The following is a 23,251-nucleotide window of genomic DNA, read 5'->3' as shown; positions in this document are numbered from 1 at the left end:
CTCGCTTGTCACCGTCTCACTTCCCGCTTATGTCACTCGATCATCTGGTAGCTGGGTTTCAAGTTCGATGCCGACGATCGCTCCCCGCGCCACTGCGCCGTCTCCCCACACCGACCCGCCGTACTGGTCGACTAACCGGTAGACGAGGGACAGTCCGATACCGGTCCCATCGCTGTCGTGGCCTTTCCCGAACATCTCGCCCTTGCGGTCGTCGGACAGTGTCGTCGCTTGCCTACTCGGATCTGGTATGTAAGCGAGACGTCTCCGCTATTTCCTCGCAACCGTGGGGCAACTGACCGCGACGCTAGGGTTTCGGCGGGTCGCCGTCCCAGGCGTCCATGTCGGTGTAGAAGTTCAGCATCGCGAACTTGAGCTTCTCGGGGGCGATGTCGATCATCTCTCGGCGCTGCTCGGCCGGGAACGTCTCCCTGACCGTGTAGTTGCCCATCTCGCGCTCGCCTTCGAGGGTGTAGCGCTTGTCGACGAGGATGCGCGCCCCGAAGTCCTCGGGCGAGCGCACGACGCGGCCGAGCGCCTGGCGGGTTTTGCGTACCGTCGGAATCTCGACGGCATAGGCCCAGCCAGCGTCCTCGGTGCCCATCCACTCGTTGCCGCCGTCGCCGAACGCCTGATCGTAGGCCGCCTGGACGGCTTCCATCCGGTCGTCTAAGTGCGGGTAGGGGACGCCGACGACCACCACCGTTCTGGCGTCGTCGTCGTCGAAACTCACCCCCTCGGCGAGCGTGCCCCACAGCGACGTGAACAGCGCCGCGTCGTCGCTGTCGGTGAACCGCTCGCGGAGGTCCTCGGCGCGCGTCGCTGGCTTGTCCAGCATGAGTGTCGAGTTCGACCTGACTCGCTCGTGATAGCGTTCGGCCTCGCCGTAACTGGGGAAGAAAGCCAGCGTGTTGCCCGGCGTGAACCGAATGGCGTCCTCCAGGATCCCGGCGATCGTGTCCTGCACGCCGGGGTCGTCGCGCTTGCTGGCGAACAGTGCGGGCGCTTCCACCGTGTACGTCCGACGGCGCTCCTCGGGGAACTGCGCGCCGTAGGCCAGCGTTGCAGGCTCGTCCAGGCCGAGCACGTCCTCGGCCACCTCGAAGGGGCGCAGAGTCGCGCTCATCAGGACGCTCGCGTGGAGTTCGTCGAACAGCGAGCGCGTGACGTGCTGGGGGATACACCGGTACAGCTCTGCCCGGCCGTAGATCTCCCCGTCTCCGTCCTCCCGGCGGAGGCTCACGACCGGGTACTGGCCCTCCTGGGCGCTCTCGTCCATCCAGGTCGCGATGAACTGGGCGGCCTGGAGCGTCTGGCACTCCTGGCGCGTGCTGGCGTCGCCGTTCTTGTAGGCGTCCTCGTACTCCTCGTCCAGGATGCGCCCGTAGGTGAGGGCGTCCTCCAGATCCTGCTCGATGCCCGGGCCGGTGTACTGCTTGAGGAAGGCCAGCGTCAGGTCGTCCCGGCCGGTCTCGTTGGTGATCGACAGGTCGTACCAGTTCTCGCCGACTTTCTCGCGTTCGCCGAACTCCAGGGCGTCCTCGTAGGTGTCCGCCAGCGCGATGCGGAACGCCCGGATGACGTTCGCGGCCGCTTCGGCCCGCAGGTCGTCGCGTTCGGCGAGTTCGTCCAGCGCGCTGTCGAGCGTGTTCTCGGTGAGCGTGCGCGTCGCGTGGTCGCGGGCCGCGTTCTCGACGTTGTGCGCCTCGTCGAAGACGGCGATGACGTCCTCGGGGTCCCGGCCGAGCCACCGGAAGAAGTGCTGGCGGATCGTCGGATCGAGCAGGTGGTGGTAGTTACACACCACCAGGTCGACGCCCTCCATCCCCTCTTTGAGGAGTTCGTAGCCGCAAAAGCCCTCCATCTCGGCGTACTCGTAGATGTCGTCCGGGTCGCGCACGTCCGCGAACAGCCACTCGTAGAACTCGTCGGTGTTCCCGGTGAGGTTCTGGTAGTAGTACTCGCAGGTGTTCTCGGTCTCACGAAGGTCTTCGAGGTCGTCCTCGACCGCGTCGAGTTCGTTCATCACGGACTGGCGAGCTTCCGCCGCCTCCTCGCTGCCGGCCTGACTGTCTTCTAAGAGCGCCTGCTCGCGCTCTTTCAGTTCCGCTCTGTCCTGTTCCGTGTCGACGAGGTCGCGAGTGGTGTCGCGGAGGGCCTGACACTCGTCGTAGCCCACGTCGATGTGACACATCGACCCTTTCCCGCGGAACACGACGGCGCGGATGGGTTCCTGCTTCGTGATGGCGCGGGCGTCCTGGATGAACTGGCGCATCTGCTGGTGGACGTTGGTCGTGATGACCACCGTCTTCGAGTGCTCGCGGGCGTAGTCGAGCGCCGGTACGAGCGACGCCAGCGTCTTGCCGGTCCCGGTCGCGCCCTCGAAGAGGACGTCGTCGCCGTCGGTGAGCGCCTCGTGGATCTGGGCCATCGCCTCGCGCTGGTGGTCGTACGGCTCATCGTAGGGGAAAAACCGCGTGTAGTCCGCGCCGTCTGTCGCCACACGCACTCGTTGTTCGCTCTCGAACAAAAAGATGCGGCGTCGAACTGGCAACCGAATCGGCTCGAACTGTCCCCCATACGTAGCCGATACAATTATCGTCGAACGGTCACGTCTACGAACTATGTCTCGTCCGCTCGCTGTCATTTGCTGCGCCGTGCTGGTGGCGCTCGCGGGGTGTGCCGGCGGTGGACCGACCACCGAGACGGCCGAGACGACGCACCCATCGCCCGAATCGCCGACGTCGACCGCACCCGCCTCCGAGGAGTCCGGTCTCACGCTCGCCGTCGGTGCGACTGTCGAACTGGAAACGCTGGCTCGTGCGCACGCGAAACTGCTCGAGAACCGGAGCTACACGCTCAGGGTCGACCGGCGGGGCGGTCCGCGGGTCACGAGCGTCGACGGGAGCGGTCTCGCCCGCATCGACGACACGTTCAGAGACACGTTCTTCCAGACGGACGAAGCGGCGTTTCGCAACCGGACCGAGGACGGGACGCACCGGTACGTCGCGCGGCCAGCGACGCTGAACCGCTCGACCGGGGCGGACCTGCTCGCGGCTACCAGCGGTGGACTCGTCGTGACGAACACCACGACTGTCGAGGGTGAGACGCGATACGTCCTGACGCCGGGAATCGACTACACGAACGCCTCGGGGCCACGCCCGTACCGCAAAGCCGTCGCCACGGAGTCGGGACTCGTCACGAACTACACCAGCGGGACGTTCTCTCCGGACCGCGGCATCGACGTCGTCGAATCGTTCACCGTCACCGATGTCGGCGAGACGACCGTCGAGCCACCCCGCTGGGTGTCCCTGATCCGCGATGCTCCGGTGGCCGAGGCTACCGGGACCGTCGTCGTCGAACATCCCGAACTGGACGCCCGGTTGCGGGTGACCGACGCGACCGACCGCAGACACGTCGCCCTGCGAGAAAACGAGAACGACTGGCTCGCGGAGGGATTCGTCGCGGACGCTGCCGTCTCTCCCGTCGTCGATCCCGTCGTCCGTGACCGGTCGGCGAACGCGACCATCACGGTGGGGTACGACGAGTCGCAACTCCCCGCTGGGGCGAACGAGCGGAACGTCTCGCTGTTCCTCTACAACGAAACCGTCGGGACGTACGTTCAGATGAACACGACGGTGGACGCCGACGCCGATACGGCGACGGCGACCCGGGCGTACAACGTCACCTACTCGACCGATGGCGGCCCAGAACAGACGATCCGCCCGACGATCAACCATCCCCAGGGTCGCCCCGTGGTGGTCGTGTTGCACGCGCCGACGTACTACCAGGCCTGGCAGAACGCGGGTTAGATCTCGGGTTCGATGTACACCTTGTGGACGTGCGATTCCGCGGCCTTGAGCGCGTCCTCGATGGCGGTGATGCGCTCGTCGATCTCGTCGGTGGAGTAGCCGTTCTCGAAGGCGACGTCGGCGGCGACGAAGATCTTCCCCGGACCGAAGTACACCGTCCGGAAGTCCACGATGTCGCTGACGCCCTCGCTGTCGGTGACGATGTCACGGAGCTTCTGCTCACGCATGCTGGGCAGACTCTCGCCCAGCAGGAGCCGCTTGTTCTCCCAGGCGAGCGCGATGGCAAAGCCCATGAGCATCAGTCCGATGAGCAGCGCCGTCGCCGCGTCGAAGACGGGGTTCCCAGTCGTCCGCGAGAGGTAGATGCCAACGAGTGCGATGCCGGCACCGGCCAGGGCGATGAAGTCCTCGGTGAACGCCGTCAGCGTCGTCACGTCGGACGTTTTGCTGAACGCCTCGCGGTAGCCGCTCCAGTCGTGGACGTCGATCTGGCGTTTCAGTTCCTTGCGCGCCTTGACGAACGCGTAGGTCTCGAAGACGATCGCCCCAATGAGGACGGCGTAGTTGACGAACACGGCGTCGAACGTGATGTCGAGGATCGGGAGCGTCGCCGTGCTCGCGTGGTGTCCCTCACCGAGGTGGGTGAGCGCTTCGTAGCCGTGTTTCGCCGACTCCCACCCGGCGATCCCGAAGAGCAGGACGGAGACGAGAAAGCTGTAGAAGAACTGCGCTTTCCCGTAGCCGAACGGGTGGCGCTGGTCGGCCTCCTGAGCGCCGTACCGGATGCCGATCAGCAGGAACACCTGGTTGCCGGTGTCTGAGATCGAGTGATACGTCTCCGAGAGCATCGACGGACTCTGTGTCAGCAGGAACCCCACGAACTTCAGTATCGCAATCGCGCCGTTCGCGACGAGTGCCGCGATGACGACCCCTTTGCTGTTGCCTGCCATTACGTCACCGCTCCCCCGGCAGCCCAAAAGGTGTTCTGTTCGATTGGTTCGTCGACCAGTTCGCCGACGCCGAGTCACGCTCCCTTTTGCCTCCTGCCCCGTAGCCGCTGCCATGCTCACCGTCGTCTCCGACACGCACAGCCAGGACGCACATCGTCTGGAGGGTCGCACGCTGGAGGCCGTCCGCGAAGCCGACTTCGTCGTCCACGCCGGCGATTTCACGACCGAGTCCGTCCTCGACGCCTTCGTCGCGGAAGCCGGTACGGTCGCCGGCGTCGTCGGCAACAACGACACGCCCGCCGTTCGGGAGCGCCTGCCCGACCAGCGCGTCGTCGAGAGCGAGGGCATCCGACTGGTCGTCGTACACGGTCACGAACACTCCGAGACGGCACTGGCCATGCTCGGTCGTCAGGAGGCCGCCGACCTCGTCGTGTTCGGCCACTCCCACCGCCCCGGCGTTCACGAGGCGGGGGACGTGACGCTACTCAATCCCGGGAGCCACGCCCAGCCGCGTCGCTACCGGCCGGCGCACGCCGAACTCGAACGGCGAGACGGTCGGATCAGCGGCCGCCTGGTCGAACCCGACGGGACCGTCTTCGAGGAGTTCGAGATAAAGAAGTAGCGAACGCACGTCCCAGGACAGCACGGGTCGCGGAGAGCCGCCAGCGGGGTCGTCGTGGAGGGCCGAAGCGTGCGGGGACACTCACTGCTACAGCCCACACTTAAATGTAGTCGACGGAGACTCAAAGAGCCGTTTTACCCATCCGGGTCGCGGTGACGTTCGCCGCTTCCGTTCTCGTCCGACAGCTATTGGTTCAGGGGGTCAGGGAAGCGAAATCATGCCGTCTGCCAGATGTGAGCCACTTGTCAGACGCCGCCGTAGGGTTCAAAGCACCGGAGGTTCAACGGTAGGGTATGCGGTGTCACTACTGCGACCGCAACGCCGAAGTCGCGGTCGAAAAAGACGGCGTCAAAGTCGGTGTCTGCCAGCGGCACTTTCGCGAACAGATGGAGCAGCTCGCGGATAGCGACGCCCTCGCCAATCTCGAAGAGGAACTCGACATCGACGGTCCGGAGTGAGTTCCGCGTCTGGCCGACCGGCTGACTAGCCGGCGCTCTCGCGCCGCGAGCCCTCTCTTTGATTCGTCGCCGTGGTGTTTCGACCCGCCAGCCGTGGCGCCGCGTCGGTCACCGACGAGGTGTTACGCCGAGTGACTTTTGGTGCGGGCAGGTAAACACGCTGGCATGGAACGGACGAACGTCGACGACGTCGAGGACCGGATGGGGCCGGCCGACGTGAAACGGCCCGTCTCCGACGCGCTGGGGGCGACCGACATGGTACTGAACTACTACGAACTCGCGCCGGGCGACAGCTTCGGCTTCGGCTATCACCGCCACGCCGACCAGGAGGAAGTGTTCTACATCGCCCAGGGGACCGTCACGTTCGAGACGGAGGACGGCGACGTGACCGCCACCGAGGGCGAGGCCGTTCGCTTCGAACCGGGCGAGTGGCAACTCGGCACCAACGAGGACGACGAGCGCGTGATCGCCCTCGCGATGGGCGCGCCCGCAGAGATGGGCGAGACCGAGATGCTCCGGGCGTGTTCGGACTGCGGTGGCCGGACCGAACAGGAACTGGAACTCACCGACGACCGCGACGCGATCCTGACGATCTGCGCCGAGTGCGGCGCCGAGACCGGCCGCTTCCAGTAGCGTGGTCGCTCTCCGCTGGGACGGCCGCCGTCGGTCCGCCGTCTGCCTGCTTCGTTTCGATCGGATCGATCGAGCGTTCCGCTGTCTCTGTACGTCCACATAGCACACCGGTGTCGTCCGTAGACAACGTTCTCAAACTTACTCGGGTTTATCTTTGCCGGCGCTGGCATGATGCGTACATGGCGCCTGGTGCTCGGGACGCGGCGACGGCGGAACGCGACGCCGGTTCCACGCCGATGCGGAAACAGCTCGGAAAGGTCGTGGTCTTCTCGCTGTCGTCCACGGCACTGATCGCGATCCACCTCCGCCGGGCGGACCCGCTGTTCCTCGGCCAGGTCTTCGCGTTCGTTGCGGCCCTTTCGGTCGTCGGTCTCCTGGCGGTTCAGCTCGGCGCGCGCGTCGGGGCGTGACCCGCGGACGCGCCGTCGCGGCGTCTGTGGACGGGAGCGACGCACCGGTGGTACCGTTCCCGCCTGGTGGGCGTCCCGGGCGGCAGCGCCTTATGTCGGCGAAGCGGATGATTCAAACCACTCGGCACAGTACGCTGCAAACAATGACCGCGCCCGACCGCCGGGTCCTCGCCACGGTGTTGGTGGTTGCCCTCGTCCTGGCCGGTGCCGTCGCCTTCCTCGGCAGTGACGACGGCAGCGAGTTGCCCAACAACTCGACGGCGATCCAGCAGACGGTCTCGGACCGCGTCGCGAACCTGGAGAGCTACCGCGTCACGATGGTTCAGTCCGTCACGTACGGCGACACGACCCAGCGAGTCCGTATGCGCCTCGCTTACGAATCGGGTCGATACAACCTCACCTACCTGGAGACGCCGGCCGGCAGGCAGCCGATATTCCTGGCCAACCAGACGACTCAGTGGTACTACGACACCGGCGAGGACGTCGTCCGTCGTCGGCCCCGCAACCAGTCGCGGTCGACGAACCTCCTCGTCAGGATCACCGAGTCGCTGTTCGACCACCGGAACGTCACGTACGACGGCAGCGAGACGATCGAGGGGACCGAGACGGTCCAGCTCTCCTACAGTCAGTACGATCGGACGATCTCGCTCGCGGTCGGCGGCAAGGAGGCGTCGCTGCTGACGGCTCCCGACAGCGAGATCGGCAACGCGTCGACGCGCATCTGGATCGACGCCCAGCGACGGCTTCCCGTGCGGGCCCGCACGACGGCGACCCACGGGAACGAGACCGTCGTGCGGACCGTCCGGCTGACGAACGTCTCCCTCGGCGTCGACGTGCCCGACGAGCGGTTCGCGGCGCCGCCGGTCGAGGGCGTCCCGATCGTCACCGAACAGCACCCGGACGTCACGCGGTACCACACGCGGGCCGCCCTCGCCCGGAACGCGAGCGGGTCGCTGGTGACGGCGGCGGTGCCCGACTCTTTCGAGTTCAGCTACGGTCTCCGCGTCCACGAGGCCAACGGCACGACGGTCTCACAGGTGTACAGCGACGGCATCTCGCGGCTGGGCGTCATCCGGACCGACCCGCAGATCACGGACGACGCCGTCGACCCGAACACGACCGTCGCGGGCCGGCCCGCCGAGTTCGAGCGCCAGTACGTCCACTACGGTCACGGACGCGTCCGCTGGCGCTGTGGCGACGACGAGTACTTCGTCTCGGCGCCGGTCGACGTGGCACTCTCGAAAGAACAGCTGATAGAAGTGGCAGCGTCGGTCGGCTGTCCGGACGAAACAGGCAGCGACTGACCGACCTCAGTCGTCCGCGGCGCTCGGTGGTCCGTTCGCAGTGCCGTCGCGGCTGACCTGCCGGACGTACTCGGTGTAGTTGTCGAACAGGCGCTTGGCCTCGCAGGCGGCGGTGTAGTTCTCTGCGGTGATGCCGTCCAGGACTCGTTCGATGCGGTCCGCCGAGAGCTGGTCGTCTTTGCCCTTCGTCACGTCGGCGGCGGTCGCCGTGTCGTATTCGGGGTGGAACTGGACGCCGAACACGTGGTCTTTCCGGAAGCCGTGAATCCCGTAGTCGTTCTCGGCGAACACTCGCGCACCCGGCGGGGCTTCGACCACTCGATCCGAGTGGGTCGTGAAGACGGTGAACTCGTCGTCGACGCCGGCCAGGAGCGGCGCCGTGTCGTCGTGCTCGACGGTCCGATAGCCGATCTCGTACTCGCCCATGTCCTCGACCGTGCCGCCGAGCACGTCGGCGAGCAACTGGTGGCCCCAACACACGCCCAGGAACGGCAGCCCGGCGTCGATCGCCTCGCCGACCCAGGACTGGACCTGGTCGATCCACTCGCGGTCCCAGTAGACCGAGGCGCGCGAGCCCGTGACGAGACAGCCGTCGAACGCGAACGACTGGGGGACCTCGCCGGATGGACAGTGGTACTCGACGAGGTCCGCGTCGAGTTCGCGACGGAAGTTCCGTCGGGTGTCTGCGCCGTCGTGGGCTGCGTTCAGCAGAGCGATGCGTGGCCGCGTCATCACTCTAGTACAGCATCTCTCGCCTCAAATGGCTCTCGGTTCGGCAGGGCTTGCCGCTACAGCGGCGTGTCGAGCTGGTCGGCCAGGAACGCCGTCAGCGCGTCCTCGACCGCCGCCGGCTCCTCGGCCGCCAGGAGATGCCCCGCGTCGATCGCCTCGAACTCGCCGCGCGGGAGCTCGTCGGCGAGCGCCTGGCCAGCCTCGAACGGAACCACCCCGTCCGCGCGACCGTGACAGACCAGCGCCGGCGTCGTCACCTCGTAGAGCGGGCCGGCGTCGAAGCCCGTCATCGCGCCGGTCTGGGCGTCCCACCCGTCGCGGTCGGCGTCGTCCTCCCCTCGCCACGCGACGATGCGGTCGACGATCTCGGGGTGGTCGTCGACGACGCCGGGCGCGAACGCACCGCGAAGGGAGTCCCGGAGTGCGTCGGGATCGTCGCGCGGGGCCGCGAGCGCGTCCAGTGCGTCCCGGTCGACTCGGCTCCCGTCGGCCGTCGTCCCGAGCAGCGTCAGCGTGCCCGCCCGGGCGTACTCGCGAGCGTGTTCGAGCGCGACCATCCCGCCCAGCCCCGCCCCGACGAGGTGGGCGGTCCGCGAGCCGTTGTCGGCCAAGACGGCGTCCAGATCGTCGGCGAGCGTCGGCACGTCGTAGGGTCCGGCGGGCGCGTCCGAGCGCCCGGTCCCGCGGAGGTCCCAGACGAGCGTCTCGACCGGGCCGGCGAGGGCGTCCGCGAGCCAGCTCCAGCACCACGCGCCGTACCCCACCGGGTTGACGAACGCGACGGTCGGTCCTTCGCCTGCTGTGTCGTAGTACAACTCCACGCCGTCGTTGGTCGCCGTCGCCATCGTGGCTCGTCCTACCGGGTCCAGCGACAAGAACCTCGCTTTCGCGACTCAGTCCGCCGTCCCGTTGCGGACGTACTGGCGGACGTCGACGGCGTTGAACTCGCGCGTCGTCCGCACGTCGTACCCTTCACGGTCCAGCAGTCGGGTGAACTGCGATTCCTGCGTCGGGTCCATCCGCGAGAACACCAGCCAGACGGTGTCGTGCCCCCGTATCGTTTCGTTGATCGTGCTGTCGTTGGCGTCCTCCTGGACGCCGCGGACCGGGGCCGCCCCGTCGTAGTAGAACGCGAACGTGTCGTTGGCCGCGCGGTCGCTGACCACCACGAGGTCGTCCTGGCTGGCGTTCCCCGCGACGAGGCCCGTCGCGGCCTCCCACTCGCCGTTCTGTGGCTGTCCGTAGTAACCCGGCAGTCCCGCAACCGCCGCACCGACGAGCAGCGCGACGCCGATGTAGCGGAACTCGACGGCGCCGAGCCGGCGGATCTCCGCGGCGACGAGGAGCAAGAGCGCGGGCAGCGCGGCGATGGTGTAGCGAGCGACGAACAGCGGGGCGACGAGATACGAGAGGGCGAAGGGCACGAGCAGCGGGACCAGGAGCCACCAGGCGAGGAGGGCCGTGTTCTCGCGATGCAGCGGCGCTCGGGTCCTGCCGGCAGCGGCGAACACGCCGACCAGCACGACTGCAGCCAGTCCGAGCATCGGGTTCCGGGGGTGGAGATACTGGCCGATGGCGAACACGAGCCGCGAGACGGTCGGGTCGGGAATCCAACCGAGCGCGACGCCGCCACCGTCGCCGAGGGCCAGCACCTGCCGCGAGAGGACGGCGAGGTACGGAAGCACTGCGATGCCGACCCCGACCTGCAGGCCCAGCCACCGACGGAGCGGGACGGGCCAGTCCCGGTCGGGTCCGAGCCGCGAGGTCAGTAGATAGCCGTTCTGCGCGGCGACGACGAACAGCCCGAAGACGTGCGTGTACCCCAGGACGACGGTCGAGAGAAGGTATCCGGTGGCGGCCCGACGGTCAGGGGCCTCGCGGAGGCGGACGAGCCAGTACATCGAGGCCAGCGCCGCCAGCACGAGCAGACTGTACATGCGGGCGTTCTGTGACTGCTGGAGGTGCATCCCGGAGACGGCCAGCAGTCCCGCGGCCAGCACGCCGACCTGCTCGTCGTAGAGGCGCTTCCCGAGAGCGTACAACAGCGGGAGTGACGCGATGCCGAAGCCGGCCGACAGCAACCGGACGGACGCTTCTCCGGTCCCGAGGAGTCCGACCCACCCGTCCAGCAGCGCGTAGTACAGCGGCGGGTGTCGGTCGACGAGGGGGAGTTCGACGATCACCTCGCCGAGCGAGCGCGAGAGGACGTACTGCAGCGAGGTGATCTCGTCGAGCCAGTAGTCTTCGGCGCCGAGCCCCGCGAGTCGGAGCGCAGCGCCGAGGACCACTACGACGTACAGCCACGCCGGGTAGTCGGTCAGTCGTTCACGGCCGTCGACGTTCTCGGTCGCGTCGGTCTCCTGGTGTGTCGTCGACCCCATGCTGTCACCCCTCGCTCCCGTTTGCGACGTAGTGGTAGACTCTCACGCGGTTGAACTCGTACGAGTTGCGCGCGCCGTAGCCGGTCCGCTCCAGCAGGTCCAGGACGTGCTGGCGGCGCGTGGGCCCGACGTCAGTGAGCGTCACCCAGACGTCGTCGTGGTCGGCGATCGCGTCGCGGGTCGCCGGCGGCGTCTCACCCGTTTCGATCGCGTCCAGCTCCGTCCCGTTGATGCCTTCGACGGTAAGATTCGACTGCCGGCCGTCGAGGTAGTGCCCGAACGTCTCGGTGGCGTGGCCGTAGTAGACGAGTACGAGGTCGCTCTCGCTGGCGTTGCCGGCGATCGTCCCGGCTGCCTCGTCCCACTCGGTGTACTGGGGCTGCTGGTAGTAGCCGGGGAACCCGGCAACGAGCGACAGGACGACCAGTCCGACCGCGATGTAGCGGAACTCGACCGAGCCGATCCGTCTGATCTCCTTGGCGAGGAGGAGCGCCACCGCGGGCAGCGCCGCGCTCGTGTAGCGGGCGACGAACAGCGGGACCAGGAGGTAGGAGGCGACGAACAGGCCGAGGACGGGAACGGCGAGCCAGCAGCCCAGCAGCAGCGTGCGCTCGCGGTCCAGCGGCACGCGGCTCTGGCTCCCGAGCGCGAGGAGGCCGACGACGATGAGCACGAGCAGGCCGGCGAACCCGTTCTGGATGGACGGCGTGAGGTACCCGCCGACCGCCGAAACCAGTCGCATCGGCGTCGGGTCGGGAATCCAGGCTAACCCGGACCCGCCGCTGCCACCGCTCGTGACCAGCGTCATCGCCTGCTGGCCGATGCCGACTCCCCACGGGATCGCGAGGGCAGCGACCGCCAGGTGGACCGCGAGCCAGCGGCGGGGGTCGACGGCCCACGTTCCGTCGGCGCGGACGAACCGGCTCCCCAGTACGTAGCAGTGCTGGGCGGCGACGACGAGCACGCCGAAGACGTGCGAGTAGACCAGGACGACCGTCGCGAGGAGATACCAGCCAGTCGTCCGCCGCGTCGGGTTCGCCCGTAGTCTGAGCAGCGCGTCCATCGAGAGCAGCGTCGCGAACACGAGCAGGCTGTACATCCGCGCCGTCTGGGAGAACCGAACGTGGAACTGCGACAGGGCGAGAATGCCCGCGCTCAGCACGCCGACGCGCTGGTCGTACAGCTGCGCGCCGACGAGGTAGACGAGCGGAATGGCGGCGATCCCGAAGATCGCCGACAGCAGTCGGACCGCCGGCTCGGAGACGCCGACGAGACTCGTCCAGAGGTCGAGGACGACGTAGTACAGCGGCGGGTGCGGGTCGAAAAACGGGATTTCGAGGGCGACCTCGATCGGCGACCGGGTCGCGACGTACTGCAGCGACCGGAACTCGTCGATCCAGTAGTCCTCGGCGCCGAGCCCGTACAGACGGAGGAGCGCCCCGACCGCCAGGGCGACGTACAGTCCCGCGGGGTAGTTCGACAGGGCGGTGCGAACGTCACGACTGATGTCACTCGTCGTCATTGTGTCCCTCCGGTGTCGTTCGTCACGTAGTGTGTGACGGTCACGTCGTCGAACGCCCGCTCAGTGCGGACGTGGCGGCCCGAGCGAGCGAGGACGGCTCGGATCTCCGTTCGGTTCCTGGCGGTCGACGACGACATCGCGAGCCACACGTCGCCGTCGTGTGAGCGGACCGTCTGTCGCACTGACTCCACCGGCGTCGCGACCGACACCCGCTCGACGGGGACCGTCGGACGATCTCGATGGACGTACTGTGCGACCAGCCCGGCGAAGTACCCCCGGTGGACGAGCACGACGTCGTCCCCGTCGGCCCCGTCGGTGACGACGGCCGCCGCGTCGTCCCACTCGGTGTTTTGCGAGGTCTGGTAGTAGCCGGGGAGGCCGGCGACGAGCGCGACGACCAACAGCACGACGCTGATGTAGCGTATTTCCACCGTGCCCACGCGCCGGATCTCCTTGGCCACGAAGAGCGCGACGGCGGGCATGGCCGCGATCGTGTATCGCGGGATGAACAGCGGCACGACCAGGGAGGAGACGACGAAGAGCGCGACGACGGGGATCCCGATCCAGCAGGCCAGCAACAGCGTTCGCTCGCGGTCGAGCGAGACGCGCCGCTGACTTCCCAGCGCGAGGAGACCGATCACGACCAGCACGAGGAAGCCGCCGAACCCGTCCTCGAAGGAGGGCGTGACGTACGCTCCGACCGCCGAGACGAGTCGGATCGGCGTCGGCTCGGGTATCCACCCCCACGCGACGGCTCCACTCCCGCCGCCGGGAGTGAGCAGCGCCAGCGCCTGCCGCCCCATGTCGATCGCCCACGGCACGGCGAGGACGGCCACGGCGAGTTGGACGCCGAGCCAGCGGCGGGGGTCGACGGCCCACGTCCCACCGGTCCGGACGAACCGACTCCCCAGGACGTAGCAGTGCTGGGCGACGAGCACCAGCGCGCCGAACGCGTGGGTGTACAACAGGGCCACCGACGCCGCGACGTAGCCGACGGCGGCACGGCGCGTCGGTGCAGTGCGGAGACGGACGAGGAACAGCATCGAACAGACCGTAGCGAACACGAGCAGGCTGTACATGCGGACGTTCTGGGAGTGAGAGACGTGAAACCGCGAGAACGCCAGCACGCCGGCGGCGAAGACGCCCACCTGCCGGTCGTACAGTTCGGCGCCGAGCGCGTACAGCAGCGGAATGGCCGCGATGCCGAACAGGGCGGAGAGCAGCCGGACCGCCGGTTCGGAGACGCCGACGAGGCTCGTCCAGATGTCCAACAGCAGGTAGTACAGCGGCGGATGCGGATCGACGAGCGGCACTTCCCGGGCGACTTCGAACGTCGTCCGCGAGGTGACGTACGCCAGCGAACTGTACTCGTCGATCCAGAAACTCTCGGCGCCGAGCCCGTACAGCCGCAGCGCTGCCCCGAGCGCCACGACGAAATACAACACCGGCGGCTGGGCGGTCAGCCGCGCTCGCACGTGCGTCGACAGTCCCCTCGTGTCCATACCCGCTCCCCCGTAGTCGCCGGTGTCGGCGGCCCCGTCCAACCGATGCGGCAGTACTGCGGTTCGTTTTCTCCGTCTCGAATCCGTCGGCAAAAAGGTTACTGTGGCGACACATGTCGCGCCACCCGGCCTGCCGGGCGGATCGGACCGCAGAAAGAAGATGCGTCGGACTACGCGTTCTGGACCTGCTGGAGGACGTCCGGCGCGTCGTCGAGTGCGTCGTCGAGTTTGTCACCGTCGGGACCGCCGCCCTGGGCGAAGTCCGGCGGGCCGCCGCCGCCACCGCCGACGCGACCGGCGAGTTCGCCGACCACGTCGCCGGCGTCGACGTCGGCGTCGTCCGGGACGGCGACGACGAACTGCGCGCCGTCGACGCCGCTGCCGATGACTGAAATCTTCCCTTCGTCGACGATGGCGTTGGCCGTCGCCCGGAGTTCGTCCATGTCGGCGTCGAGGCGCTGGATCACGGCGGTCGTGCCGCCGACGTCGACCTCTTCGCCCGCGTCCGATCCAGCCGCGCGGACTTCCGCGAGTTCCTCTTTGAGCTCCTCGATGGTTTTGCCTCGCTCTTTCCACTCGGTGAAGAAGCGCTCGGCCGTCTCGGGGACGTCCGGCGGACTCACGTCGAGGATCTCTGCGGCCTCGGTGAGGAAGTCTTCGGTCTCCTGGGTGGCCTCGATGGCGGCGTCGCCGGCCGCGAAGGTGATGCGTTCGACGCCGTCCTGGATGCGCTCGGTGCCCAGAATCTTGATGGCGCCGATATCGCCGGTGCGGGAGACGTGGGTCCCACCGCAGGCCTGCACGTCCTCGTCGACGTAGATGAGGCGAATCTGCTCACCCGGCGGGATGCCACCCTGGTAGAGGTCGAACCCGTGTTCGGCCTCGGCTTCGTTTCTGTGGGGCCACTCCTGGCTGACCGTGCTGTTGTCCATGACGATCTCGTTGGCCAGGTGTTCGATCTCCTTGACCTCCTCGCGCGAGATCGGTTCGTAGTGGCGCACGTCCAGCCGGGCGCTGTCGGTGTGTTTCTGGGCACCGGCCTGTCGGATGTGCTCGCCCAGGACCTGTCGGGCGGCGTAGCCGACGACGTGGGTCGCGGTGTGGTGGCGCATCAACTGCCGGCGGCGCTTGGCGTCGACCTGGCCGCGGACGAACTCGCCCTTGCCGGGGTCCTCGTCGGTCCGGTGGAGGATCACGCCTTCGGTGATCTGGACGTCGGTCACTTCGGCGGTGACGTCGTCCGTCGAGAGCGTCCCGTGGTCTGCGGGCTGGCCACCGCCCTCCGGGTAGAACATCGTCTGGTCGAGCGCCACGTCGTACTCGCCGCCCTCGCGCTCGAAGACGTCTAGTACTACTGCCTCGAAGTCCGTCCGCTGCTGGTCCTCGTAGTACAGCCGGTCGGTGTCGGGCAACTCGGCGATGCGGTCGGCGTACGGCTCTTCCTCGTCGTCCTCGAAGGCCTGGCCGCCGCCGTGGCGCTCTGCCACGAGGGAGTAGAAGTCGTCGGGGATGGCCACGTCGACGCCCTTCTCGGCGGCGATCTCCTCGACCATGTCCGGCTGGATGCCGTGGGAGTCGTACAGCTCGATGAGTTCGCTCGTGGGGATCGGGTCGCCTTTCTGGGCGTACTCGTCGGCGAGCTGGCGAACCCGGCGACCGCCGCGGTCCAGCGTCTCGCGGTACCGCTCGACTTCCGTCCGGACGATGTCGCGGATGGTGTCCCGGTTCGTGTAACCGAGCCGTTCGGCCTGCATGTCGACGAGTTCGTCCAGCGGCGCGTCGACGCCGACGTTGTCACACAGCCGTTTCGTACGCCGGAGGACCATCCGGGCGAGATAGCCCGTCCCGACGTTCGAGGGGACGATGCCGTCGCCGAGCATGTACGCCAGCGCGCGGCAGTGGTCCGAGATGGCGTAGATGTCTTCGAGGGGTTCGACGAGGTCGCGCAGTTCCGCGGTGGAGACGCCGACCTGGTCGGCGATGTTGTCGCGGGCGGCCTCCACGTCGTCGACGTCGTCGATGTCGAGGTTGCCCGAGAGCCGCGCGGCGTCGTGGATGATCGACTCTTCCTCGTCGGTGTGGTCGATGCCGACGTTGTCCTTGAGGAAGTCGATCATCTCGGGATAGATGGCCTCGTAGACGGTCGGGGTGCCCTGGCTCATCCAGGTCCACCGCTCCAGCCCGTAGCCCGTGTCGACGATGTACGTGTCCATCGGGCTGTAGCGGTTGCCGTCTTTCATCTCGTACTCGCCCTCGGGGTCCTGTTCCATGGACATGAAGACGAGCGTGGCCAGCTCGGCACCGCGGTAGATGACCTCGATCGCCGGGCCGGCGTTGCCGCCGCCGACCCACGGGTCCTCGATGTACGTGATCTCGTCGAGATCCGCACCGAGCGACGCGAACAGTTCGTCGCAGTAGCGGACCGTGTCGTCTTTCCAGTAGACCTCGCCCTCGTAGGCGTACTGGTCGGGGTCCTCGATGTCTTCGCGCGCGTTGAACGCGTGATGGGCCATCATCTCGAAGGCCATCGTGTGCCGGCCGGTCTTCCCGACGTTGTCGATGTCCTGCATCCGGATGCAGGGCTGGGAGATCGTGAGGGGATTGGCCGGCGGCGGCGTCTCACCCGAGGTGACCAGCGGCTGGAAGTCGTAGATCGACGCCTGCGTGAGCAGGACGTCGTCGCGCCAGCGGTTGGCTGCGACCGGATATGGCTCGATGCGCTCGTGACCGTTCTCCTCGAAGAAGGAGAGGAACGCCTCGCGCATCTCCTCCAAGGTGTACTCCTCTTCGAAGCCGGGGTTGTCGATGAAGCTGTACTCAGCACAGGGCGGTTCGCCGCAAGTCTGTCGGTCCCCGTCCCGCGTCCAGAAATGAGCCCCACACTCCGAGCATTCCAGTCGATGGAAGCCCTCGTCCTCGAAGTACTGGAGCTGGTACTCCTCCTCTAAGCTCATTCGTTGGTCTATTGTCGCCTATCGGAGCCTAAAACAGTTCCGAACAGTCGAAGCGTTGTCGCACCTGGTCCGTCTCGTCGCCCCGGTCGAACGTATCGCCGCCGTCGCTGTCCGGTCCTCGCGGCCATCTCTCGGGAACCCACGCCAGCGTTCTTGGCCCTGCACCACGACGTTCACGTATGGCGAGTGTCTCCCGTGACGCTGACGCGCCACTCCCGAATCGGCGACCGCTCGGCTCGCTCGCGCTCGCGATCCTCGTCTGCGAACTCGTCGGTGCCTCGGGTAACCTCCTCTCGGGGTCGGGGGTCACGTCCTGGTATCCTTCCCTGACGAAACCCGCGTTCACGCCGCCGAGCTGGGTGTTCGCGCCCGTCTGGACGGCGCTGTTCGCCCTGCTCGGCGTGGCCGCCTGGCTGGTCTGGCGCGTCGGCCTGGACGACCGACGCGTCCGGGTCGCACTGGGTCTGTTCGCCGCCCAGTACGTCGTCCAGGTCGCCTGGTCGGGCGTCTTCTTCGGGCTGCGCGATCCCTTCGGCGGTCTGGTGATCATCGCCGTCCTCTGGGTCGGGATCGTCGCCACCCTGGCCGCCTTCGCCAGGATCGACCGCCGCGCGGCGCTGCTGCTCGTGCCGTATCTCGCGTGGGTCAGTTTCGCCGCGGTGTTGAACTACGAACTCTGGCGGCTGAACTGACGGGGACCGACGGCGAGCGCCGCGGCTACCGGACCGGGAAACCGTGAGAAGGTCGGGTGGTCGTTCAGGACAGATCCGGAACGAGCGGTGCGTCGGCCTCGTCGCGGTGGTAGCGGGAGCGTCCCGACGATTCGGCTACCGCAACGATGCCACCGTCTGCGCGAAGCATCTTGTTAGACATGTCTGGCACCATCGGGTCGATTTCGTCGGGTCGAGGCCTGTTCGTCATTGGATTTCGTCCTCATTCCCTTCGTCGATGCGGACCATAATAAACCTTCATGATTTATAGTGATATGACGTTCGGCCAGTCAGAAGTGAATATATATCAGCCTTTCTCCTCTCAGGCGCTACATTACTGCCGGGATACGATATTCCTGGCCGCAAAATTAGAAAATCCGAAACTTATAAAAATAGCAACAACTGTCGCGAATCAGTCGTCGAGCGCGAGTGAGGCGAGCAGCGCTTCGAGTTGGATGCGTTCGTTCGCACCCTCTGTGATGCGGTAGTCGGCTTCGCCGATGCGGTCGAGCAGCTTCACCGCGGCGCGGTCGTCGAGATCGAACTCCCAGACCGAGCGGTGGAGCTGGTCGATGACGTCGCCGCCGGCGATCCCCTCGTCGGTGAGCAACTCGTCCAGCGTCGCCTTGGCGGCCAGAAAGTCGCCCTCCAGGGCCTCGGTGACCATCTCCTTGATCTCCTCGGGGCGGGCGGTCGAGGTGATGGCGTAGACGGCGTCCTCGTCGACGACCTCGCCCGTGACGGCGGCGGCCTGGAGCCCGTTGATCGCTTTGCGCATGTCGCCGCTGGCGGCGTAGACGAGCGCGTCGACGCCGTCGTCGGTCACCTCGATGTCCTCGTTCTCGGCGATGATTCGGACCTGTTCCTCGACGGCGTCGTCGCTGAGCGGCGAGAACCGGAAGACCGCACACCGCGACTGGATCGGGTCGATGATCTGACTGGAGTAGTTACACGAGAGGATGAAGCGGACGTTGTTCGAGAACTCCTCCATGGTTCGGCGGAGCGCCGACTGGGCGTCGGAGGTCAGCGAGTCGGCCTCGTCTAAGAAGATGATGCGGTAGTTCGACCCACCGAAGGAGGAGCGCGCGAAGTTCTTGATGCGGTCGCGGACGACGTCGATCCCGCGCTGGTCGGAGGCGTTGAGTTCGAGGAAGTGCTCTTGCCAGTCCTCGCCGTACAGTTCGCGGGCGATGGCTTGTGCTGAGGTGGTCTTGCCAATTCCGGCCTGTCCACTGAACATGAGGTGGGGCAGGTCGTTCCGGGCGACGTAGCTTTTGAGGCGCTCGGTGATGGTCTCCTGTCCGACGATGTCGTCGAGCGTCTCCGGGCGGTACTTCTCGATCCAGATCTCGTCCCGCCTGGCCCGCGACTCTGTGTCGGCCTCGCTCATGTCCGGTGACAGGCGGGGGCGAGTCTTAAACGGTCCGGGACGGGTGCGTCGGCTCCTGGCGTTCGGTCTCGGTGCCGTCCCGACGTGCTACCCAGGCACGGCGTCGACACGCTCAAGGCCGCGAACAGCGAACTCCACGTATGGTCACGGTTGAAGTCGTCGGCGAGGACACCTACGAGGTCGACGTCGGCGCACTCGACGGGTCCGAGCCCACGTACGCGGATCTGCTCGCGGCCGTCGATTACAGTCCGCACGAGGTGTCGGTGATGGTCGACGGGGTGCCAGTGCCGGAGGACCGCCCCGTCGAAGCCGACCACGTCCGCGTCCTCCGGCTCATCCAGGGCGGGTGACCAGAGGTAACAGATGCACGTTCAGGAAGCCACATCGGACGATCGACCCGCCGTCATGACGGTCTTCGACAGCGCGATGCTCGAAACGGACGCCGAGACCGTCAGCGAGGCCATCGACCGCGGTGACCTGCTGCTCGCGGTCGAGGGGGACCGCATCCTCGGCGCGTGTCTCCTCGCTGGTGAGGAGATCGAGGCCGTCGCCGTCCGGCAGAAGCGCCGCGACCAGGGCATCGCCACCGCGCTCGTCGAGGCCGCCGCAGCCGACCGTGAGCGACTCGTCGCCGAGTTCGACCGCCGAGTGCGCCCGTTCTGGGATTCTCTCGGGTTCGCCGTCGAACCGCTGGGCGGCGGCGACCGCTATCGGGGCGTGCTGGAGACCGCCGAAACCGACGTGGAGACCAGTTAGACCAGCGGTTCGACCAGCCCGCGACCCGCGACGAGGAGGTTCTCGACGCGTTCGGCGCTCGTGGCCTCGGCGTAGACGCGGAGCTTCGGTTCCGTGCCGCTGGGCCTGACGAGCAGCCAGGAGCCGTCCGCGAGGAAGATTTTGAACCCGTCGACGTCGTTGACGCGCTCGACGGCCGTGCCCGCGATCTCGTCGGGGAGCGCGCCGTCGAGGTCGGCGATGACTGGTGCTTTCCGGTCGTCCGGGCAGTCCACGCTGATGCGGTCCTGGTGAATCTCGCCGTGTTCGGCCTCGAGCTCGCGAACCCGCTCGTCGAGGTGACGGTCGGCCGTGGCGGCGGCCGCCAGCAGCGCCACGATGACGCCGTCCTTGTTGCGGACGTGACCGCGGACGCCGAAGCCGCCGCTCTCCTCGCCGCCCATCAGCGCGTCGTTGTCGGCCATCGCCTCGGCGACCCACTTGAAGCCGACCGGCGTCTCGTACACCAGTTCGTCGTGGGCCTCCGCGACCCGGTCGACGATGCTGCTGGTCGAGACCGTCCGCACCGCGGCCCCCTCGTGGCCGCCGAGGAGGAAGTCGTAGACGGCGGCGAAAAAGAGGCTGGCGTCGAGGAAGCCACGGTCCGGCGTGACGACGCCGATGCGGTCGGCGTCCCCGTCGTTGGCGATGCCGAGGTCCGCGTCCCCGGTCTGGACGCGCTCGACGAGGTCGCCGAGTCGTTCCGCGCTCGGCTCGGGCGACCCGCCGCCGAACTCGGGATCGGTGTCACAGCGCAGGCGCTCGACATCCGCGCCCGCGGCGTCCAGGATTCGGTCGGTCACGTCTCGGCCGCTGCCGTGCATCGCGTCGTAGGCCACCGTCAGCCCGTCGAGGTCCGCCGAGACGAATTCGAGTGCGTGGTCGACGTACGGCTCGACGAGGTCTTCCTCGCGGACGACGCCGAACTCGCTCTCGTCGATGGGATCCGGCTCGGCCAGGTTCGACTCGATGGCGTCGGTGACGGCGGCCGGTGCCGGCGCGCCGTCCTCGGGGATGAACTTCACGCCGTTGTACTCCGGCGGGTTGTGCGAGGCGGTCACCTGGAGCGCCCCTGCGAGGTCCCGCTCGCGGACCGTCCAGGCGACGACTGGCGTCGGGGTGTCCCGCTCGGGGAGCAGGACGTCGAAGCCGTTCGCACAGAGTACGCGGGCCAGTTCCTCGGCGAAGCCTCTGGAGTGTTCGCGGGCGTCGTAGCCGACTGCAACCGTCCCCGTGTTGCCTTCCGCGCGGAGATACGTTGCGACGGCCTGCCCGACGATCCGGACGCGGCGGTCGGTGAACGTCTCCAGCGTCGCCCGCCACCCGTCGGTCCCGAACGCGATTTCGTCCATACTCTCTGTCCCCGTCCCCAGGTGAAAAACCTCCCGTCACTGACCACTTTTTACAAACGGGGGTGTCCTCGACCCTGACGGGCCTGCGGGAACCCCCGTTTCCAAAACCTGGACTAAAACTTGCTCCAGACTCGCTACGCTCGTCTGGAGTGAACCGCGCTCGCTGGCTCGCGGTTCCACCGCTCGCCTTGCCGAGGCGCTCCCGTCGGTCGCGCCTCGCTTCGCTCGCGCGGATGCTGGTGTACTCACTGCACAGCAACTCCAGACAAACCGATAAGTTACGGCTTCTACTCCCGCTCGCTGTCTACCACCCGCTCTTTCTCAGCACGAGAGAGCTGTTTGATCTCGTACTCGCGGCTCATCGCCGCCGATTTCGTCTCGTAGGACTCGACGTGAATGCACTCGACTGGCGTGCGCCCGCGCGTGTACTTCGCGCCCTCGCCGGCGTCGTGTTCCGCGACGCGTCGCTCGACGTCGGTCGTGTAGCCGGTGTAGAGCGTGTCGTCGGCACAGCGCAGCACGTACACGTAGTGACCGTCGCTCACACCTGGACGCAGACGGGACCGGACCGTGAGTGTTCCGTCCGACCGGCCGACGGCCGGTCCGTGGATGCGCGTCGTATCATGAGGGGCTTCGCGTGGTGGTTATCCCACGATTCGTGTCGGAACGGTGGCACTCATGCCTTGGCGCGCTCGCGGGCGACCTCGGCGATGCCAGCGTTCGCCGAGCAGCTTGGGCAGGCGTGGACCCGTCCGAATTCGTCCGCGAAGACCCGAGCGAACTGCTCGGACACGTGCGCGCTACAGTGGTTGCACTTTGGCATTGGGCTCTGCCGGCAGGGACGCTGCCGACGCTGATCTGTAAGCAGTGAGTGGATAAATAGACGGTACCGAACCTGTTGGGTGTCCCCCGCACGCCTCCTCGAATCCGGTGATGTTGCCGGTTTTCTCGGCGTTCAGGCAGGGTCCGCGTCCCACGCCGCGTCGACTGCACGGGCGATCAGCGCGGCCTGTGCCCCGGCGGTGAAGCCGGCGTCGACGTTGACGGCGGTCAGGGCCGTACAGGACTGTAACATGCCAAGGAGTGCGGCCTCGCCCTCGCCGCCGTACCCGTAGCCCGTCGAGACCGGGAGGCCGATGATCGGTGTGTCGACGAGGCCAGCGACGACCGTCGGGAGCGCGCCCTCCCGACCAGCCGCGACGATGAGCACGTCGTACTCGCGTAACTCTTCCAGCCGGTCGAGCAGGCGGGCGATGCCGGCGACGCCGACGTCGTCCACGCGCTCGACGCTCGCGCCCATCTCCCGGGCGATGATCGCGGCTTCGCCCGCCGGGATGGCGTCGGAGGTGCCGGCGGTGACGATCCCGACCGTGGCGGCGAGACTGGGGCGCTCGAACGCGGGCGTGTGGGCGACCAGCATCCGAGCGCGCTCGTCGTAGTCGACGGTGACGTCAGCGTGTTCTCTCCCCAGGTGGTCACGGACTGCCGTCACGTGGTCGGCGGTCAGCCGGGTAGCGATGGCTCGTCCGGTCGTCTCGACGGCAGTCGTCGCGAGATCGGCGACCTCCGTCGGCGTCTTCCCGTCGGCGAGGATCGCCTCGGGCACGCCGGCCCGGGTCTCGCGAGCGGCGTCGAACCGCCCGCCCTCGCTCGACGCGTAGCCAGCCAGTTCCGCCTCCGCCTCGGCTGGCGAGAGGTCGCCGGCCGCGACTGCTTCGAGCAATTCGCGCATACCTCTCCTCGACGCT

24 protein-coding genes are annotated in these 23,251 nt (G+C 67.4%); 9 read left to right on the top strand and 15 right to left on the bottom strand.

The window, feature by feature from the left end; translation table 11 throughout:
• Positions 1–27: 27 nt before the first annotated feature.
• Together MU553_RS15990 and MU553_RS15985 are read right to left on the bottom strand one after the other, a co-directional pair.
• Positions 28–195 carry a hypothetical protein gene (locus MU553_RS15990; protein WP_247379245.1) on the bottom strand — a complete coding sequence of 56 codons (168 nt, stop codon included), beginning with the start codon at positions 193–195 and terminating at the stop codon, positions 28–30.
• A gap of 109 nt (positions 196–304) precedes the next feature.
• A complete protein-coding gene (locus tag MU553_RS15985; RefSeq protein WP_345893386.1) occupies positions 305–2,500 on the bottom strand; it encodes an ATP-dependent DNA helicase in 2,196 nt (731 codons plus the stop codon).
• Positions 2,501–2,621: 121 nt separating this feature from the next.
• Between MU553_RS15985 and MU553_RS15980 the strand changes: the two genes are divergently transcribed.
• Positions 2,622–3,809, top strand: a complete 1,188-nt coding sequence (locus MU553_RS15980; RefSeq protein WP_247379243.1) for a hypothetical protein — start codon at positions 2,622–2,624, stop codon at positions 3,807–3,809.
• On the opposite strand, the gene MU553_RS15975 is transcribed toward MU553_RS15980, so the two are convergent.
• Positions 3,806–4,759, bottom strand: coding sequence for a cation diffusion facilitator family transporter (locus MU553_RS15975; RefSeq protein ID WP_247379241.1), 954 nt, complete (start codon positions 4,757–4,759; stop codon positions 3,806–3,808). The genes MU553_RS15980 and MU553_RS15975 overlap by 4 nt on opposite strands.
• Before the next feature lie 112 nt (positions 4,760–4,871).
• Between MU553_RS15975 and MU553_RS15970 the strand changes: the two genes are divergently transcribed.
• The 5 genes from MU553_RS15970 (at position 4,872) to MU553_RS15950 (ending at position 8,186) form a co-directional block, all read left to right on the top strand.
• The gene (locus MU553_RS15970) at positions 4,872–5,381 is read left to right on the top strand and encodes a metallophosphoesterase (RefSeq protein ID WP_247379239.1); all 510 of its coding nucleotides are present in this window, start codon (positions 4,872–4,874) and stop codon (positions 5,379–5,381) included.
• A 293-nt stretch (positions 5,382–5,674) separates the two neighbouring features.
• Complete coding sequence (locus tag MU553_RS15965; RefSeq protein WP_169302421.1) at positions 5,675–5,839, top strand: DUF6757 family protein; 165 nt, start codon at positions 5,675–5,677, stop codon at positions 5,837–5,839.
• Positions 5,840–6,004: 165 nt separating this feature from the next.
• On the top strand, positions 6,005–6,472 hold the full coding sequence (locus MU553_RS15960; protein WP_247379237.1) for a cupin domain-containing protein: 468 nt from the start codon (positions 6,005–6,007) through the stop codon (positions 6,470–6,472).
• Positions 6,473–6,651: 179 nt separating this feature from the next.
• Entirely contained in the window at positions 6,652–6,882 is a 231-nt protein-coding gene (locus tag MU553_RS15955) for a hypothetical protein (protein WP_247379235.1), read from the top strand.
• A 143-nt stretch (positions 6,883–7,025) separates the two neighbouring features.
• The gene (locus MU553_RS15950; protein ID WP_247379233.1) at positions 7,026–8,186 is read left to right on the top strand and encodes a LolA family protein; all 1,161 of its coding nucleotides are present in this window, start codon (positions 7,026–7,028) and stop codon (positions 8,184–8,186) included.
• A 6-nt stretch (positions 8,187–8,192) separates the two neighbouring features.
• On the opposite strand, the gene MU553_RS15945 is transcribed toward MU553_RS15950, so the two are convergent.
• The 6 genes from MU553_RS15945 to alaS form a co-directional block, all read right to left on the bottom strand.
• Entirely contained in the window at positions 8,193–8,918 is a 726-nt protein-coding gene (locus MU553_RS15945; protein WP_247379231.1) for a type 1 glutamine amidotransferase, read from the bottom strand.
• 56 nt (positions 8,919–8,974) lie between these two features.
• Complete coding sequence (locus tag MU553_RS15940) at positions 8,975–9,763, bottom strand: alpha/beta fold hydrolase (RefSeq protein WP_247379227.1); 789 nt, start codon at positions 9,761–9,763, stop codon at positions 8,975–8,977.
• Between the two features lie 48 nt (positions 9,764–9,811).
• Entirely contained in the window at positions 9,812–11,299 is a 1,488-nt protein-coding gene (locus MU553_RS15935) for a glycosyltransferase family 39 protein (RefSeq protein ID WP_247379224.1), read from the bottom strand.
• 4 nt (positions 11,300–11,303) lie between these two features.
• Positions 11,304–12,821 carry a glycosyltransferase family 39 protein gene (locus tag MU553_RS15930; protein WP_247379222.1) on the bottom strand — a complete coding sequence of 506 codons (1,518 nt, stop codon included), beginning with the start codon at positions 12,819–12,821 and terminating at the stop codon, positions 11,304–11,306.
• Positions 12,818–14,323: a glycosyltransferase family 39 protein gene (locus MU553_RS15925; protein WP_247379220.1), complete on the bottom strand. Its 1,506-nt coding sequence runs from the start codon at positions 14,321–14,323 to the stop codon at positions 12,818–12,820. The genes MU553_RS15930 and MU553_RS15925 overlap by 4 nt, the downstream gene beginning before the upstream one ends.
• Before the next feature lie 170 nt (positions 14,324–14,493).
• Entirely contained in the window at positions 14,494–17,277 is a 2,784-nt protein-coding gene (alaS, locus tag MU553_RS15920; protein WP_247379218.1) for an alanine--tRNA ligase, read from the bottom strand.
• 179 nt (positions 17,278–17,456) lie between these two features.
• Here alaS and MU553_RS15915 point away from each other — a divergent pair, with 179 nt between their 5' ends.
• On the top strand, positions 17,457–17,969 hold the full coding sequence (locus tag MU553_RS15915; protein ID WP_247379216.1) for a TspO/MBR family protein: 513 nt from the start codon (positions 17,457–17,459) through the stop codon (positions 17,967–17,969).
• A gap of 64 nt (positions 17,970–18,033) precedes the next feature.
• Here MU553_RS15915 and MU553_RS15910 read toward each other — a convergent pair whose 3' ends face one another.
• Together MU553_RS15910 and MU553_RS15905 are read right to left on the bottom strand one after the other, a co-directional pair.
• A complete protein-coding gene (locus MU553_RS15910) occupies positions 18,034–18,198 on the bottom strand; it encodes a hypothetical protein (RefSeq protein WP_247379214.1) in 165 nt (54 codons plus the stop codon).
• A gap of 201 nt (positions 18,199–18,399) precedes the next feature.
• Complete coding sequence (locus MU553_RS15905) at positions 18,400–19,377, bottom strand: replication factor C small subunit (RefSeq protein WP_247379212.1); 978 nt, start codon at positions 19,375–19,377, stop codon at positions 18,400–18,402.
• A gap of 140 nt (positions 19,378–19,517) precedes the next feature.
• Between MU553_RS15905 and samp2 the strand changes: the two genes are divergently transcribed.
• Both samp2 and MU553_RS15895 read left to right on the top strand, forming a co-directional pair.
• On the top strand, positions 19,518–19,727 hold the full coding sequence (samp2, locus tag MU553_RS15900; protein WP_247379210.1) for a ubiquitin-like small modifier protein SAMP2: 210 nt from the start codon (positions 19,518–19,520) through the stop codon (positions 19,725–19,727).
• Positions 19,728–19,782: 55 nt separating this feature from the next.
• The gene (locus tag MU553_RS15895; RefSeq protein ID WP_247379208.1) at positions 19,783–20,133 is read left to right on the top strand and encodes a GNAT family N-acetyltransferase; all 351 of its coding nucleotides are present in this window, start codon (positions 19,783–19,785) and stop codon (positions 20,131–20,133) included.
• Here the strand turns inward: MU553_RS15895 and MU553_RS15890 are convergent.
• The 4 genes from MU553_RS15890 to larB form a co-directional block, all read right to left on the bottom strand.
• The gene (locus MU553_RS15890) at positions 20,130–21,503 is read right to left on the bottom strand and encodes a phosphoglucomutase/phosphomannomutase family protein (protein WP_247379206.1); all 1,374 of its coding nucleotides are present in this window, start codon (positions 21,501–21,503) and stop codon (positions 20,130–20,132) included. The two genes, MU553_RS15895 and MU553_RS15890, sit on opposite strands and share 4 nt — an antisense overlap.
• 287 nt (positions 21,504–21,790) lie before the next feature.
• Positions 21,791–22,048, bottom strand: coding sequence for a GIY-YIG nuclease family protein (locus MU553_RS15885; RefSeq protein ID WP_247379204.1), 258 nt, complete (start codon positions 22,046–22,048; stop codon positions 21,791–21,793).
• A gap of 131 nt (positions 22,049–22,179) precedes the next feature.
• On the bottom strand, positions 22,180–22,326 hold the full coding sequence (locus tag MU553_RS23880; RefSeq protein ID WP_428222016.1) for a DUF7563 family protein: 147 nt from the start codon (positions 22,324–22,326) through the stop codon (positions 22,180–22,182).
• Between the two features lie 132 nt (positions 22,327–22,458).
• Positions 22,459–23,235 (bottom strand): nickel pincer cofactor biosynthesis protein LarB, encoded by a 777-nt coding sequence (gene larB / locus MU553_RS15880; RefSeq protein WP_247379202.1) that lies wholly within the window; start codon positions 23,233–23,235, stop codon positions 22,459–22,461.
• Positions 23,236–23,251 lie beyond the last annotated feature (16 nt).

It is taken from the genome of Halorientalis brevis (assembly GCF_023077655.1).
This window is presented reverse-complemented; position numbering and strand designations above follow the sequence as displayed.